The organism is Ruegeria sp. AB9 (assembly GCF_056542585.1).
In genome coordinates this window covers 419,414-433,118 of record NZ_JBQGAA010000002.1, presented here as the reverse complement: position 1 = coordinate 433,118, position 13,705 = coordinate 419,414, and the positions used below count along the sequence as shown (strand labels likewise).

General features: G+C 58.6%; 14 protein-coding genes. 8 read left to right on the top strand and 6 right to left on the bottom strand.

The features are described 5' to 3' along the window. Positions 1–52: 52 nt before the first annotated feature. The 5 genes from ACR0K5_RS07995 to ACR0K5_RS07975 all read left to right on the top strand — a co-directional run bounded on the left by ACR0K5_RS07995 (position 53) and on the right by ACR0K5_RS07975 (position 4,099). Positions 53–1,216 carry a M20 aminoacylase family protein gene (locus tag ACR0K5_RS07995; protein WP_480629167.1) on the top strand — a complete coding sequence of 388 codons (1,164 nt, stop codon included), beginning with the start codon at positions 53–55 and terminating at the stop codon, positions 1,214–1,216. Between the two features lie 12 nt (positions 1,217–1,228). Then, positions 1,229–2,203, top strand: a complete 975-nt coding sequence (gene speB, locus ACR0K5_RS07990) for an agmatinase (protein ID WP_480629166.1) — start codon at positions 1,229–1,231, stop codon at positions 2,201–2,203. Positions 2,204–2,291: 88 nt separating this feature from the next. After that, complete coding sequence (speB, locus tag ACR0K5_RS07985; protein ID WP_480629165.1) at positions 2,292–3,239, top strand: agmatinase; 948 nt, start codon at positions 2,292–2,294, stop codon at positions 3,237–3,239. Positions 3,240–3,305: 66 nt separating this feature from the next. Beyond that, complete coding sequence (locus tag ACR0K5_RS07980) at positions 3,306–3,710, top strand: DUF1499 domain-containing protein (RefSeq protein ID WP_480629164.1); 405 nt, start codon at positions 3,306–3,308, stop codon at positions 3,708–3,710. Between the two features lie 35 nt (positions 3,711–3,745). Then, on the top strand, positions 3,746–4,099 hold the full coding sequence (locus tag ACR0K5_RS07975) for a DUF6404 family protein (protein WP_480629163.1): 354 nt from the start codon (positions 3,746–3,748) through the stop codon (positions 4,097–4,099). 3 nt (positions 4,100–4,102) lie between these two features. Here ACR0K5_RS07975 and ACR0K5_RS07970 read toward each other — a convergent pair whose 3' ends face one another. Next, on the bottom strand, positions 4,103–4,393 hold the full coding sequence (locus ACR0K5_RS07970) for a hypothetical protein (protein ID WP_480629162.1): 291 nt from the start codon (positions 4,391–4,393) through the stop codon (positions 4,103–4,105). 61 nt (positions 4,394–4,454) lie between these two features. Between ACR0K5_RS07970 and prfA the strand changes: the two genes are divergently transcribed. The 3 genes from prfA to ACR0K5_RS07955 all read left to right on the top strand — a co-directional run bounded on the left by prfA (position 4,455) and on the right by ACR0K5_RS07955 (position 7,172). Further along, positions 4,455–5,510: a peptide chain release factor 1 gene (gene prfA, locus ACR0K5_RS07965; RefSeq protein WP_480629365.1), complete on the top strand. Its 1,056-nt coding sequence runs from the start codon at positions 4,455–4,457 to the stop codon at positions 5,508–5,510. Continuing rightward, the gene (prmC, locus tag ACR0K5_RS07960; protein WP_480629161.1) at positions 5,507–6,352 is read left to right on the top strand and encodes a peptide chain release factor N(5)-glutamine methyltransferase; all 846 of its coding nucleotides are present in this window, start codon (positions 5,507–5,509) and stop codon (positions 6,350–6,352) included. The genes prfA and prmC overlap by 4 nt, the downstream gene beginning before the upstream one ends. 241 nt (positions 6,353–6,593) lie before the next feature. After that, positions 6,594–7,172: a DUF4167 domain-containing protein gene (locus tag ACR0K5_RS07955; RefSeq protein WP_480629160.1), complete on the top strand. Its 579-nt coding sequence runs from the start codon at positions 6,594–6,596 to the stop codon at positions 7,170–7,172. A gap of 57 nt (positions 7,173–7,229) precedes the next feature. Here ACR0K5_RS07955 and rsmA read toward each other — a convergent pair whose 3' ends face one another. The 5 genes from rsmA to lptG all read right to left on the bottom strand — a co-directional run bounded on the left by rsmA (position 7,230) and on the right by lptG (position 13,625). Beyond that, the gene (gene rsmA, locus ACR0K5_RS07950; RefSeq protein ID WP_480629159.1) at positions 7,230–8,072 is read right to left on the bottom strand and encodes a 16S rRNA (adenine(1518)-N(6)/adenine(1519)-N(6))-dimethyltransferase RsmA; all 843 of its coding nucleotides are present in this window, start codon (positions 8,070–8,072) and stop codon (positions 7,230–7,232) included. Between the two features lie 84 nt (positions 8,073–8,156). Continuing rightward, complete coding sequence (gene pdxA, locus ACR0K5_RS07945; protein ID WP_480629158.1) at positions 8,157–9,122, bottom strand: 4-hydroxythreonine-4-phosphate dehydrogenase PdxA; 966 nt, start codon at positions 9,120–9,122, stop codon at positions 8,157–8,159. After that, positions 9,119–10,372: a peptidylprolyl isomerase gene (locus tag ACR0K5_RS07940; RefSeq protein ID WP_480629157.1), complete on the bottom strand. Its 1,254-nt coding sequence runs from the start codon at positions 10,370–10,372 to the stop codon at positions 9,119–9,121. The genes pdxA and ACR0K5_RS07940 overlap by 4 nt, the downstream gene beginning before the upstream one ends. Continuing rightward, positions 10,363–12,525, bottom strand: a complete 2,163-nt coding sequence (locus ACR0K5_RS07935) for an LPS-assembly protein LptD (RefSeq protein ID WP_480629156.1) — start codon at positions 12,523–12,525, stop codon at positions 10,363–10,365. Before ACR0K5_RS07935 ends, ACR0K5_RS07940 begins: the two co-directional genes overlap by 10 nt. Continuing rightward, positions 12,525–13,625: an LPS export ABC transporter permease LptG gene (lptG, locus tag ACR0K5_RS07930; protein ID WP_480629155.1), complete on the bottom strand. Its 1,101-nt coding sequence runs from the start codon at positions 13,623–13,625 to the stop codon at positions 12,525–12,527. The genes ACR0K5_RS07935 and lptG overlap by 1 nt, the downstream gene beginning before the upstream one ends. Between the last annotated feature and the right edge of the window lie 80 nt (positions 13,626–13,705).

Sequence of the window (13,705 nt, the reverse complement as noted above, 5' to 3'; positions counted from 1 at the left end):
TTCCGGTGTCAGATGCATCCATCCCGCAGTCCCGATCAGGAGTCCACCCCAGATGCCCGTCGTCAACCGAATTGCCGATTTCTCTGCCGATATGACCAGATGGCGCCAGTATCTGCATACCATCCCCGAGCTGGAATTCGAATGCTATGAAACCGCGGCTTTTGTGGCCGAGCGTTTGCGGGAGTTCGGGGTGGATGAGTTGCACGAGGGCATCGCCAAAACCGGTATGGTCGCGATCATCAACGGCCAAGGGGGCGGGCCGACGATCGGTCTGCGCGCCGACATGGATGCCCTGCCGATCCCTGAAGAGACTGGTGTGGAATATGCCTCTCGGAACCCCGGAAAGATGCACGCTTGCGGACATGACGGACATACCACCATGCTGCTGGGCGCGGCGCGCTATCTGGCCGAGACGCGAAATTTCAGCGGCCGCGTGGCCTTGATCTTCCAGCCTGCCGAGGAAGAGGGCGGTGGCGCGGGGGTGATGGTGGAAGAAGGCATCATGGAGCGGTTCGACATTTCTCAGGTCTACGGAATACATAACGATCCGGGAAATCCGGAAGGCGCCTTCTATACCACGCCGGGCCCGATCATGGCAGCGGTGGATTCGTTCGAGATCCATATTCAGGGGGTCGGAGGGCATGGGGCGATGCCGCATCAGACCCGCGATCCGGTAATGGCGGCCTGCGGCATTGCGCAGGCGATCCAGACCATTGTCAGCCGCAACCACTATGCAGTGGAGGATCTGGTGGTTTCGGTCACGCAGATTCACACTGGAACAGTTAATAACGTAATCCCTGATACGGCCTATTTGAACGGCACGGTGCGTACATTTGATCCTTCTGTGCAGAAGATGGTGATAGAGCGGATGGAGCAAATCGTTCAGGGGCAGGCAGCCTCGTACGGGGTTGAGGCCCGGCTGGATTATCAGGTCGGATATCCAGCTACGATCAATGATGCTGAAAAGACTGTTTTTGCCGCTGATGTCGCGCGCGAAGTGTCGGGGGCTGAGCGCGTGGTTGACACTATGGGGCGCGATATGGGGGCCGAGGATTTCTCGTACATGCTGCAGTCGCGGCCGGGGGCCTATTTGTTCTTGGGGCAGGGCGATGGTGCCGGGCTGCATCATCCGAAATACAACTTTAACGACGATATCTCGCCTGTGGGGGCTTCGTTCTTCGCGCGGATCGTGGAAAAGGCGCAGCCGTTGGGCTGATGGGATAGAGAAATGGCACTGGAAGACGCAAAAAATCAGGTGGATGAGGCGTTCACCAACCCGGATCTCAAGGGGTTGTCGTATGAGAACACTTTTGGTGGGGCGACCTCGTTCCTGCGGCGGCTTTACACCAAAGATCTGGACGGGGTGGACATCGCCGTGACCGGTGTACCCTTCGATCAGGCCGTCACCAACCGCCCTGGCACCCGGCTTGGCCCACGTGCGATCCGCGAAGCCAGCGCGCTGCAATCGCCCGACGCGCCTTATGGCTGGCCATTTGATGCACTCAGCGAACTGGCGATCGTGGATTACGGAGACATGGCCTATGATTATGCCAATATTCCGGCCTTTCCCGATACGCTGACCAATCATATCCGCACTATTCTGGCCGCTGACGTGGCCTCGGTCACACTGGGGGGCGATCACTATATCAGCTTTCCGATCCTGAAGGCTTATGCCGAGAAATTCGGGCCGATGTCTCTGCTGCAGTTTGATGCCCATACGGACACTTGGGCCGATGACGACATGTCCCGGGTCGATCATGGAACGATGTTCTACAAGGCGGTGAAATCCGGCATCGTGGACCCCAAGCGTTCTGTTCAGGTCGGTATCCGAACCACCAACGAAGACACGCTGGGCGTCAACATTATCGATGCGCGCGAGGTTTATGAATCCGGGCCTGCAGCCGTGGCGCAGAAGATCAAAGGCATTCTTGGCGACAGCCCCGTTTACCTCAGCTTCGACATCGACGGGCTGGACCCGGCCTTTGCCCCGGGCACGGGCACACCGGTATGGGGTGGGCTCAGCTCCATTCAGGCGCAGATCATCCTGCGCGACATTGCAGGGATCAACATCAAGGGCGGTGACGTGGTCGAGGTCTCTCCGCCCTTTGACACCTCGGGCGCGACGGCAATAGCCGGGGCACATGTGGCGACGCAGATCATCTGCCTGCTGGGGTGGGACAAGCTGGCAAAGGCGAAAGAGTAAACCCGCGCAAGAACGCGTTAACCAATAGTTAGCCATACGTCCGGTATGTGCTGGATCAAGTGAATTACAGGGATGGGGAACAACGCGCATGACTGAATTCAATCAACCGGTCAGCGGCAATGATCTGGCGCGATTCTCGGGGCCGAACACGTTCATGCGCCTGCCGCAGGCGGCCTCGCTGGCAGGGCTGGATGTGGCGGTGCTGGGGATTCCGATGGATATCGGAACCTCGTGGCGGTCTGGCACCCGGTTCGGGCCGAAACAGATCCGCAGCGAAAGCGCGATGATCCGGCCTTACAACATGGCCACGTCGGCTGCCCCGTTCGACAGTCTGCAAATCGCCGATATTGGGGATCTTGCGATCAACACCTTCTCATTGGCCGAAAGCCTCAGGATCATCAAGGAAAGCTATGATGCGATCCTGGAAAGGAATGTGACCCCAGTGGCGATGGGCGGCGATCATTCGATCACCCTTCCGATCCTTCGGGCCATTGCGGCAAAGCATGGCCCGGTGGCCTTGGTGCATGTTGATGCCCATGCGGATGTGAACGATGAGATGTTTGGCGAAAAGGAGACCCACGGCACCGTCTTCCGCCGCGCCTATGAAGAGGGGCTGATCGTTCCTGACAAGACCTTCCAGATCGGCATTCGCGGTTCTGGATACGCGGCCTCGGATTTCGCCGAAGCAAAAGACTGGGGCTTTCGTCAGTTCCCGGCTTGGGAGCTGTGGCAGCAGAACCTGACGCAGATTGGGTCGCAGATACGCAAGACCATCGGGGAACATCCGGTGTATGTCACCTACGATATCGACAGTCTCGACCCGGCTTTTGCACCGGGTACCGGCACGCCGGAAATTGCAGGGCTGACCACGCCACAGGCGCTGCAACTGATCCACGCATTGCAGGGTGTGAATGTCGTGGGGTGTGATCTGGTCGAAGTTTCACCTCCATATGATCCTTCCGGCAATACGGCGCTGACGGCGGCCAATCTGATCTATGAGATGTTGTGCATCTTGCCGGGGGTGACGTCACGGTAAACCGGGCCGGAACGGCTTGCCCCGGCGCCTGATCCGCTTACGGTTTCTGCAAGAGGATAGTGCAGGATGAAAAAGATGGTTCTGTGGGCAATGATCGCGCTGGTGCTTGGGCTGGGCGCTTACATCCGGCTGGCCCCGTCTGCTCCCGCCCAATGGCATATTGCACCGGTTGCAGTAGAAAATCGCGATTTGCCAAGTGGCGTTCTGCGTGTCGTTGAAACCGGCCCGGATGGATTGCAACGCCTCGACCGGATTGCCCGCGCCACGCCGCGTACCTCGGTACTGGCAGGTTCCGTTAATGAGGGCGTGATCACCTATGTCACCCGCACGAAATGGATCGGATTTCCAGACTATACCACTGTTCAGCAGGACGGGGACACGCTGCGCATCCATGGCCGCCTGCGATTTGGCCGCAAGGATTTCGGTGTGAACAAGGCACGGGTCGATGGGTGGTTGATGGCAATTCAATAGATTGAAATCAAATGGAAAATTCCTAAGTTAGACGTATGAGTGACTATGAGCAAAAGGTTCAAAATGCATTGGCTGAAATTGAGCAGGCCGGTGTTAAGCAGCACATAAGAATTGATGCTGATCTTGAACGATTGAAAGCACTTGGTTTTGAACCAAGACTCTTTCTGTACTGGGCATCGCCATTAACCAATGTTGCTGTGTTTGTCTTGCTGACCTTGATAGTTGCTTCGGTTCAGGCCGGGGCAACTGTCATTTTTGGTGAGAACTTTTTCCTTCCCAATATAGTTGGCCCCGCAGTAATGGCCGCCGTACCGCTCACGTTACTTACAGTCGCGCTAAGACTGTTCCAACGTAGGGCATACAATTTGAGCAAATGGGAAGACTTGTAGCGCTCAAAGAGCGCTGCTGCCGTCTGAAGGTGTTTCCAGATCGGGCCAGTCCGAATGTAGCCCAGACGACAGGCACCCTTCCTGCACCTCACGCCACATGGGCACGTTCAGGGACATCTGACATTGTGCCGTGAACATGCGGCCATCAACCTGCAGGCAGATCATCTCGCCCAATTCGATGCGGGACCCGGATGTGTCGGTACAATAGCAGTCACGGGTCTTGCCGTCGGGGCCGATATAATCGGCAAGAACCGGCGTCGAGGTCAACATCATGGCAAGAACAAACCGTGTCATGCGGTCAGCTTAGCACGACGTTGCCCTTGACCAAAGCCCCCGGATGATAGACACCGCCGGGATGATCCCCGAAGAACGACTTGAACAGATCACCCAACGTTTCCAATACCTCGAAGCCGCCATGGCCGATGGCGCATCGGGTGGTGATATAGCGGCTCTGGCCAAGGAATATTCCGACCTAAAACCGGTTGTTGACCAGATCATGGCGTGGCGCCAGCTGGTTGCTGATCTGGACGAGGCCAAAACGATGCTGGCCGATCCGGACATGAAAGAGCTTGCCGAGGAGGAAATCCCCGAGTTGCAGGCCCGCATCCCCGAAGCAGAACATGCGCTGCAACTGGTTTTGCTGCCCAAGGATGCGGCGGATGCACGCCCGGCCATGCTGGAAATCCGTCCTGGAACCGGTGGGGACGAGGCCGCGCTGTTCGCCGGCGATCTGCTGCGCATGTATCAGCGCTATGCCGAGGCACGCGGCTGGCGGTTTGAAATTATCGAAGAACAGGCCTCGGATCTGGGCGGCATCAAGGAAGTGGTGGCCCATATCAAGGGCGATAATGTCTTTGCCAGGATGAAATACGAATCCGGTGTGCACCGGGTGCAGCGTGTGCCCGAAACCGAAAGCGGTGGGCGGATTCATACGTCGGCCGCGACGGTCGCGGTTCTGCCCGAGGCCGAGGACGTAGACATCCAGATCGACGCCAACGACATCCGAATCGACACCATGCGCAGCTCGGGTGCGGGCGGGCAGCATGTGAATACCACCGATTCGGCGGTGCGGATCACGCACGTTCCGACCGGATTGGTGGTCACAAGCTCGGAAAAATCCCAACACCGCAATCGTGAGATTGCGATGCAGGTGCTGAAGACGCGGCTTTATGATCTGGAGCGGCAGCGGATCGACAGCGAACGCTCGGCCGATCGTGCCAGCCAGGTGGGATCGGGCGATCGTTCGGAACGTATTCGGACTTATAACTTCCCGCAGGGGCGAATGACGGATCATCGGATTAACCTGACGCTCTACAAGCTGGACCAGGTGATGCAGGGCGATCTGGACGAAGTGATTGACGCCCTGACGGCGGATGATCAGGCCCGGTTGCTGGCCGAGATGGCCCAATGACGGGTCTGCAAACTGCAGCACAGGCCATGGTGGCCGCGACGGCACGCCTGAGGGCCGCAGGCGTGGATGATCCGGCACGGGATGCACGTCTGCTGTTGGCCCATGCGGCACGGATCGAAGCCAGCAGGGTGACACTGATTGCCCCCGAGGAATTGCAGCCCGAGATTGCCGAACGCTATGACCAGTTGATTTCCCTGCGCGCCGTTCGGGTGCCGGTGTCGCATTTGCTGGGCGAACGCGAGTTTTATGGGCGCAGGTTTCGCGTCAGTTCGGATGTTCTGGACCCGCGCCCTGAAACCGAAATCCTGATCGAGGCCGCCCTGAGCGAACCCTTCGACCATGTTTTGGACTTGGGGGTAGGGTCGGGCTGTATTCTGGTTACACTGCTTGCAGAACGCACCAGCGCTTCGGGCCTTGGGGTCGATCTGAGCGAAGCCGCCTGTCTTCAGGCCAGCGCAAATGCTGTACACCATCAGGTGCAGGGGCGGGCCGAGATCGTGCAATCAAATTGGTTTGAAAACACCGAGGGTCAATTTGACCTGATTGTTTCCAACCCGCCATATATATCCATGTCCGAGATGGAGGACCTCTCGCCTGAAGTGCGGGAACATGAGCCGCGTATGGCGCTGACGGATGAAGGAGACGGGCTGGGCGCGTATCGGCATATTGCGGCTTCGGCACCGGATTTTCTTTTGCCGGGGGGGCGAATACTTGTGGAAATTGGCCCGACACAGGCAAATCTGGTGTCCGCTTTGTTCGACGCGGCGGGTTTGGCGGATATCCGCGTGATCCCTGATCTGGACGGGCGCGACCGGGTCGTTGGCGCAAAAATGCCGGGATGACATACGGGATTAGGGCCGAAAAACGCCGGTAAGCATAAAAAAGCTTGTGAAAATCCGAGATTCCTCTTGTCTGCACGGTCAGGACATGTTTACTCAGGATTAGTCGGCGAGGTTGATGCTGTTTCAGCTCACCCCTGACGCCAAGCCCAAAAAAGTCGAGATCCCGTCACGGCGAACGCCTCTGAGCAGTGCAAAACACGGGTTGATCGGCAGCGTATTTATAAGGCTGACGTAAAGTAAGATGAGATCTTCCAAATCCCGCTCGCGGGCCAAGAACAACCGCAATCGTCCTTCCGGCGGCAACGTCGTGAACCGGGTTTTTGACAGCTCGGGCCCTGAGGGCAAGGTGCGTGGCACGCCACAGCAGATCATTGATAAATATAATCAGCTGGCGCGTGACGCTCAGCTGTCAAACGACCGCGTCGCGGCGGAAAACTTCCAACAGCATGCGGAACACTATCTGCGTATGTTGAGTGAAGCGCAGCGCGAGATTGAAGCGCGCCGCGAAGAGCAGGAGCGCCAGAACCGCGAACGCCAGGCCGAGCGCGATCGTGAACGCGCCGAGCGTCAGGAGCGAGAAGCCGCCCGTCAGGCCGACCCGGCCGAAGCGCCGCAGCCGGATGTGATGGATTTCGCCACGCCCGAGCCCGCACCGGAAAGCGGGTTGGTCGAGACACCGGAAAGCAAAGGGGCTGAGGCTCCGGCACCGGAGAAGAAGGAAAAGCCTGCGCGCAAACCGCGGGCGCGTAAGCCCAAACCGGCGCCAGCGACTGAAGATGCACCCAAAACGGATGGGGACGCACCGGAAGCGGCTGAATAAGGCCAGTATCAGAGGATACAAAGCCCCGAGGTTCAACCTTGGGGCTTTTTCTTGTGATCAGGGTTTCTTGATTTCGCGCGCCAAAGCGCAAAACGCTTCAAGCGGAACCTGCTCAGCTCGCTCAGTCGGTTGAATACCAGCGGCCAGAAGGCGATCTTCGATATCCGGGGCAACCCCTTTGAGCGACGCACGCAACATCTTGCGGCGTTGGTTGAAAGCGGAAGCTACAACACGTGACAGGGTCGCGGCGTCAGCTGGATAGCGAGGCTCGGGCAGGGCGGTCAGGTGGACCACTGCGCTTGAGACTTTGGGCGGCGGGGTGAAGGCTCCGGGCGGCAGTGACATGGCGATACGTGCCTCGGCCCGCCATTGGGCAAGGATGGCGAGGCGGCCATACGCCTTGCTGCCGGGCTGGGCGACAATGCGGTCGGCCACTTCGCGTTGGAACATCAGCGTCAGGCTCTGCCAGAAGGGGGGCCATTCCGGGGGCGTCAGCCAGCGCACCAGCAGCTCGGTGCCAACGTTGTATGGAAGGTTGGCTGCGATGCGGATCGGCGGGGTCAGGTGTTCGAGCGGGTTGATCTCGAGCGCGTCGCCGTTAATGACGTCCAGCCTTCCGGGATAGGCGGCAGCGATATCGTTCAGGGCGGCAATGCAGCGAGTATCTTTTTCTACCGCCACTACCTTGCGTGCGCCTTCGGACAAGAGCCCGCGCGTCAACCCGCCGGGACCGGGGCCGATTTCCAGCACATCGCAGCCTGCAAGATCGCCAGCCTGACGGGCAATTTTTGCGGTCAGGTTCAGGTCCAACAGGAAGTTCTGTCCCAGCGATTTGCGCGCCGAAAGCTGGTGAGTTGCGATGACCTCGCGCAGAGGTGGGAGATTGTCGATAGAGCTCATGATCCGTTTACCGTGACGCAAGGGCGCGCGGATGCGCCAGAGATTTTTTGCCTCCGGCGGAGGTATTTTCAGCCAGGTCAAGGATCAAGAGCTTTTTGCCATGCGTTGGGCGAGTTTCAGGGCTTCGATCAGGCTGGTTGGATTGGCGATGCCTTTTCCGGCGATGTCCAGTGCCGTGCCGTGATCGGGCGAGGTGCGGATGAACGGCAGCCCCAAGGTGACGTTTACGCCCCGGTCGAAATCCAGTGTCTTGATCGGGATCAGGGCCTGATCGTGATACATGGCGATGGCGGCATCATATCGGGTGCGGGCGGCGGCATGGAACAGAGTATCCGCAGGATGGGGGCCCGTGAGTGTTGCGCCGTCCGGATTCAGATCGGCCAGCATTGGGGCGATCCAGTCAAGCTCCTCGCTGCCCATTTTGCCGCCTTCACCGGCATGGGGGTTGAGGCCCGCGATGGCGATGCGAGGATACTTGATACCGAACTGGTCGCGCAGCCCGCGTATGGTGATGTCGATTGTCTCTCGCAGAAGGTCCGGGGTCAACGCGGCGGGAACCCGTGACAGAGGAATATGGATTGTCGCCGGGACAACCCGCAACTGATTGCTGGCCAGCATCATGACAACCCGGTGGGTGCCAGAGAGCGCGGCCAGAAACTCGGTGTGGCCGGGATAGGTAAACCCGGCACCGTCGATCAGGGCCTTTTTGTGGATTGGCGCCGTGCAAAGTGCAGCTGCGACCCCGGCTTTCACGAGATCGACGCCGGTTTCGATTGCATCGATCACCGATGGTGCATTTGTTGGATCTGGCTGGCCGGGCACATTTGAAGCAGGAAAGTTCAATTGCAGGACAGGTAAGGCCTGATCGCAGACTTCAAGGGCTTGCGATGGGTTCTCAATTTTCGCAATGGGTGTGCCAACGGGCAGATGGCTGGCGTCACCAATAAAGAAAAACGGGCAGGTTTGGCGCAATTCAGCCCACGCTTTGGCTGCGATTTCAGGGCCGATTCCGGCCGGTTCACCGCAGCTGAGCGCAATCGGGCGTGTCATTCCTGAATAATGATGGCGTCTGCCCGCAGCTGCTCCACCAGGCTTGCAGCAAAAGCCTGCAGACGCTGTTGAGCCAGTGCATTCGCCACATCCGCCCGCGAGGTGTTTTCGCCAAGATCGCGGGTGCGGTTGCACAGCATCAGGAACATCAGAGTCTGCCCGTTGTTGCGGGTCAGGTTAGTTGACACTTCGTTGCGATCCAGCTTGGCCAGCTCTACGGCGATGTCGCGCGGCACGTCAGACGGGCTGGCTTCGACACGGTCCAGAGCTTCGACGGGTTGATCCTTGGCGATTCCATACAGGTCATCGCAGGTGTCGATCTCTTCCCGCAGGGCGGCAGCCCGCGACAGGGTTTCAGCGCTGCGGCCACCCGGCAGGTAATAGATGGCATAATCCAGCTTGGAGAAATTGGGTGCACCGGTCGCGACCTCGCGCAGTCCCCGCATCTGAAAAAGGGCAACGGCGTTCGGCAGGGAAATCGGATCGGTGACCTCACCGTTCTGGAGGCCAAGAATAACAGGTTGTAGCGCCGGAGGCAGGTTGGTGATATTCAGCCAGTCCAGACGTCCGCCTTCATTACGAGTTGCGGCGGCAGAATACTGGGCAGCGGCGGCTGAAAATGCATCAACTCCCTCCAGTCGCGAGATTTCGTCCGCCAGCAGCTCGGTCTGCGCAGCGGTTTGCGGATTTACCGGGATGATAATTTCGGACAGCAGCACCTGAAGGCCGCCGCCACCGGTTTGACCCAGCGCGCGATCAATCTCATCTTCGGTCGGACGGGCCTGTGACAGATAACGCGAGCTGACATAGTCGCGCCAGGCCAACTGATCCGCGACATAGTCACGGACAGTTTCCGGGTCGACACCAGCTTCACCGAGGAGTTGCAGGAACTGTTCGGTGGACAATTGCCCGCGTGAGGCGAATTCGTCGATGCCCAGTTGAACGGCTTCCGGCGCAGCTTCGACCCCCGCTTCGCGCATGACCTGTTTGCGCAGTTTTTCTTCGATCAGGGCATCCCTGACATCGGATTCAGTGCCGCCGGGTAGGCCCAGAACGTTCAGGAATTGTAGACGCTGTTCCAGCTCATACCAGGTGACGATGTCCTGATTGACACGGATCGCAGGCGAGAACAGGCTTTGTGCGCTGACCTGAGGGGTCGCAACTGCGAAGAGTGCGGCGGCGAGTGCCGGCACGGCCGGCCTGAGCCAACCGGAGCGAAAAAACCTGGAGAAACCTGATATCAACTGCATGTTCTCTTGTATGTCTTACCACCGCCTTCAACGGCGTATCCTGTCAGAGACAGGGTAAAGCCGAATTCTGTCGAAGGCTCAATAGTGGATGTTGAAGTAAAGCGTCTGCTTACGGACATGTTAACCTGAACGCATTCATTCTGGTAGGTTACACCAAGACCCAGCCGGATTGGTTCCGATTGGTTCAGATCATAGCGCGCCTCGGCATTCGTAAGCCAGTTCTGATCGACCCGATAGCGGCCCAGAAGCCAGATTTCCGAGATCTCATCAACAATGTTCTCCGCCGGATCCGGTTCCTGCCAGACATAACTTCCGGACAGCCCGGCGTTTTCGGTGGCCCAGGCTCCGCGCAATTCAGCTTTGACGAAACTGAAATCGCTGTCGATCAGACCACGCCCGCCAAGCGACCAGCCATTGGCTGTGTTAATTTGTCCCGCCACCAGTAAATCCGACGTTGTACCCTGCAATCCTGACGTCAGAGTGAAATTTGGGTCTGCATCGGCTCGAAATACCTGACCCAAAGTCACAAGAGCCTGTCGGCCGCCTGCGCCGTAACGGGCCCAGTTCACGCCAACGACACCCGTGACGCCGTCTTCGCGCTGATCTTCGGCAGGAAACCGGGACAGGGCCAGAAGGTTGCCCTGATCGAATTCCTGAAATGTGCTTTCGTCGTTTGGTACATCGGTGTCGGAAACGTGGGTCCATCCGAACTGCGCAATCGGCTCCAGGAACTGAACCGCCCCAGACTCCTCGCGGCGGGTCATTGGATAGCGAAGAGTCAGAGCCGCGCGTGGGGTCGAACGGGTCACGTTACTGGGAAAGTTGCTGTCGTGGCGGATGTTGAATGTGTCCACCGATGCGCCCAATGTCGCATCCGCCCGCAGGCCGGACGCAAAAGTCCAGCTGCGCAGCCATTCGGCATCGAAGGTTGCCCGCGCTATGTCGCGGCCAATGATGTCGGCGTCGCTGGTGCGTTCATGCGAGTGGCCGATAAAGGCCAGTCGAACCTCGCCTCCAAGCGAGCTTGGAAAAAAGCGTTTTTCATAGTTCAGGTCAAAGACGCGCGATGGGATTTCGTCCTGGTCTTCACTGTCACGCAGCGTTTTGTAATGGATCAGGCTTGTTTTGAACGCGGTGTCGCGTTTGATCCGTTCCAGTGCGATTTCACTGCGCAAACGGTCCAGATCCGGCAGCCCATAGTCAACCAGATACGCGTCGTCCGAGGTGGTTTGCACATTGAACGTCAGCCGGAAATCGTTCTTCAGGTTGAACCAGCCGTTGGCAAACAGATAACCGCGATCCTGATCGGGCTGTATATCATCCCGGGTATAGGCACCTTCAAGCTGAATGCGCCCGTTCACGAAAGCCTGGCGATAACGATATCCCAGCGTTGTGGTTTTGGCCGACAAATACGGCGTCAGTGTCAGATCCTTGTGATCACCCAACTTGAAGAAATAGGGGACCTGAACCCCTGTTCCCAATTGCGAAGTGCTGCGGACCGACGGTACCAGAAAGCCGGTTGCGCGATCCAATGTCGGGTCCGGCAAGCGCAGATACGGGAAATAGAAAACCGGATAATCAAGCACCCGAAGCTGCGCGCCTTCGAAGTACAGTTGCTGTTCGAGCTGGTCATGGGTGACCTTGCGCGCCCGGATCTGCCACAGGGGTGGCTTGCCGTTGGCGCACACATGGCAAGAGGTAGCTGTGACCTTGCTGAACTGAGTATAGCGGCCCGCGGCCCGCTTCGCCTGTACCGAGGCGATCTGGGTTTGCTGATCGAAAACCATCCGTGCACCGATCAGCAGGCCGTTCTGAATGCCACTGTCCAGCTGTCCAGAGTCGGCCAGAAGAGTGGACTGACCGCCCTGATCAATACGGATGGGGCCTTCCAGTGTCAGCTCACCGGTTTCCCGGTCATAGATGACGCGTTGGGCCGACAGTTTGGTGTCACCCTGAAAAGCCTCGACATTGCCTTCTGCCACCAGTTGTCGTTCAGGCGTAATGAAGACTTTGTCGGCAACCAGCAGGGCAGGCTCATCCTGCGTTTGCCCGCCTTGCGGGCCTGATTCAGCGGGGGCGGTTTGTGCCACCAATCCGGCCGGTACGGATAATGCGATTGCGCTGGTCAGCAGCAGGGGAAAAATACACCGCATCAGCCGTCCTCCGCGTGAAGAAGAAGGCCCAGAGACAACAGAATGGCGGCAAAGGGCGGTGCCCAGGCAGCGATATACGTGGGCAATTGTCCGTTTTCCCCGAGGATTTGCGCAAAATTGCGAACGAAGTAGATGGCAAAGCCAAGCAGAACGGCCGTCAGCACGGCGATCCCGGTGCCGCCAAACCGGACGTGGCGCATTGTGAAAGCAGCCCCGATCAGCACCATCGAGACCAGAAAAAAGGGTCGGGCCAGTTGCACCTGCAGCCAGACTTCATATTGCTTGGTTGAAAACCCGGCTTCGCGCAGATCCTTGATCAGCTGCGGCAGATCGTAAACCGACACCGAGTCCTGCTGACCCAGCGTGTCCATAATCCGCTGCCGTGTCAGCGAGGTCGGCAGCTCCAGTCGTTCATGCTCCACCGAATTGGTTTCGGGGTTCAGCCCATCCCGCAACGTCCAGACCTTGGCCTGGGACAGGACCCAGTTTCCGTCCTCCAGCTCGGCCCGGTCGGCGACGATCTGCTGGGTGGGTTTGCCGTCTCGCGCAAAAGTGATGATGGTCACATCGTCCAGGCCAAGGGTTTCTCCGTTAGAGGTGCCCCGAGCGTGGATGACGGCCTGACCGTTTTCCGCCGATTGGCGCAGCCAGAGGCCTTCGCTGCTGATCGAAAGGGCAGAACTGCCGTTATTGCGATAGGAATCAGACAGGCGTTGGAATTTTTCGGATGTGGCCGCCGCGATGGGGTTCAGCAACGCCACGGCCAGCGTGCCAATGATCAGGGCCAACGTCGCTGGCGCAACCAGCGCGCGGATACCCGAGCGACCTATGGCACGGGTCACCACGAGCTCTGACGTACGCGCCAGCCCGACGAACAAGGCAATGGTGGACAGAATGACCAGCAGGGGCAGCATTTCGCTGATGGCAGCAGGTGTGTTCAGCAGGGTCAGGTGCAGCAATTGGCCAAACGACAGGTCGACATCGTCAAAACGGCGGATCTGTTCGATCAGATCGATGAGAATCATCAAGGTCAAAAAGATGCCGCCAATGACCAGAAAACTCTGCAGAAAGCGGCGGGCGAAATAACGGTCGAGGATCACAAGCGTGCCCCCGCCATGCCTGTTGGGCCGGGGTTCGGGCCGAAATCGCGCGTGCATGAAATCATGCGCCACGGCGTATG

Bases quoted from the DNA above. Each gene is read 5' to 3' on its own strand.
- rsmA (WP_480629159.1), bottom strand. From the start codon at position 8,072: ATGAGCTCTATCGACAATCTCCCACCTCTGCGCGAGGTCATCGCAACT.
- ACR0K5_RS07995 (WP_480629167.1), top strand. From the start codon at position 53: ATGCCCGTCGTCAACCGAATTGCCGATTTCTCTGCCGATATGACCAGA.
- speB (WP_480629165.1), top strand. From the start codon at position 2,292: ATGACTGAATTCAATCAACCGGTCAGCGGCAATGATCTGGCGCGATTC.
- prfA (WP_480629365.1), top strand. From the start codon at position 4,455: ATGATCCCCGAAGAACGACTTGAACAGATCACCCAACGTTTCCAATAC.
- pdxA (WP_480629158.1), bottom strand. From the start codon at position 9,122: ATGACACGCCCGATTGCGCTCAGCTGCGGTGAACCGGCCGGAATCGGC.
- ACR0K5_RS07975 (WP_480629163.1), top strand. From the start codon at position 3,746: ATGAGTGACTATGAGCAAAAGGTTCAAAATGCATTGGCTGAAATTGAG.
- speB (WP_480629166.1), top strand. From the start codon at position 1,229: ATGGCACTGGAAGACGCAAAAAATCAGGTGGATGAGGCGTTCACCAAC.
- ACR0K5_RS07980 (WP_480629164.1), top strand. From the start codon at position 3,306: ATGAAAAAGATGGTTCTGTGGGCAATGATCGCGCTGGTGCTTGGGCTG.
- prmC (WP_480629161.1), top strand. From the start codon at position 5,507: ATGACGGGTCTGCAAACTGCAGCACAGGCCATGGTGGCCGCGACGGCA.
- ACR0K5_RS07940 (WP_480629157.1), bottom strand. From the start codon at position 10,372: ATGCAGTTGATATCAGGTTTCTCCAGGTTTTTTCGCTCCGGTTGGCTC.
- ACR0K5_RS07955 (WP_480629160.1), top strand. From the start codon at position 6,594: ATGAGATCTTCCAAATCCCGCTCGCGGGCCAAGAACAACCGCAATCGT.
- ACR0K5_RS07935 (WP_480629156.1), bottom strand. From the start codon at position 12,525: ATGCGGTGTATTTTTCCCCTGCTGCTGACCAGCGCAATCGCATTATCC.
- ACR0K5_RS07970 (WP_480629162.1), bottom strand. From the start codon at position 4,393: ATGACACGGTTTGTTCTTGCCATGATGTTGACCTCGACGCCGGTTCTT.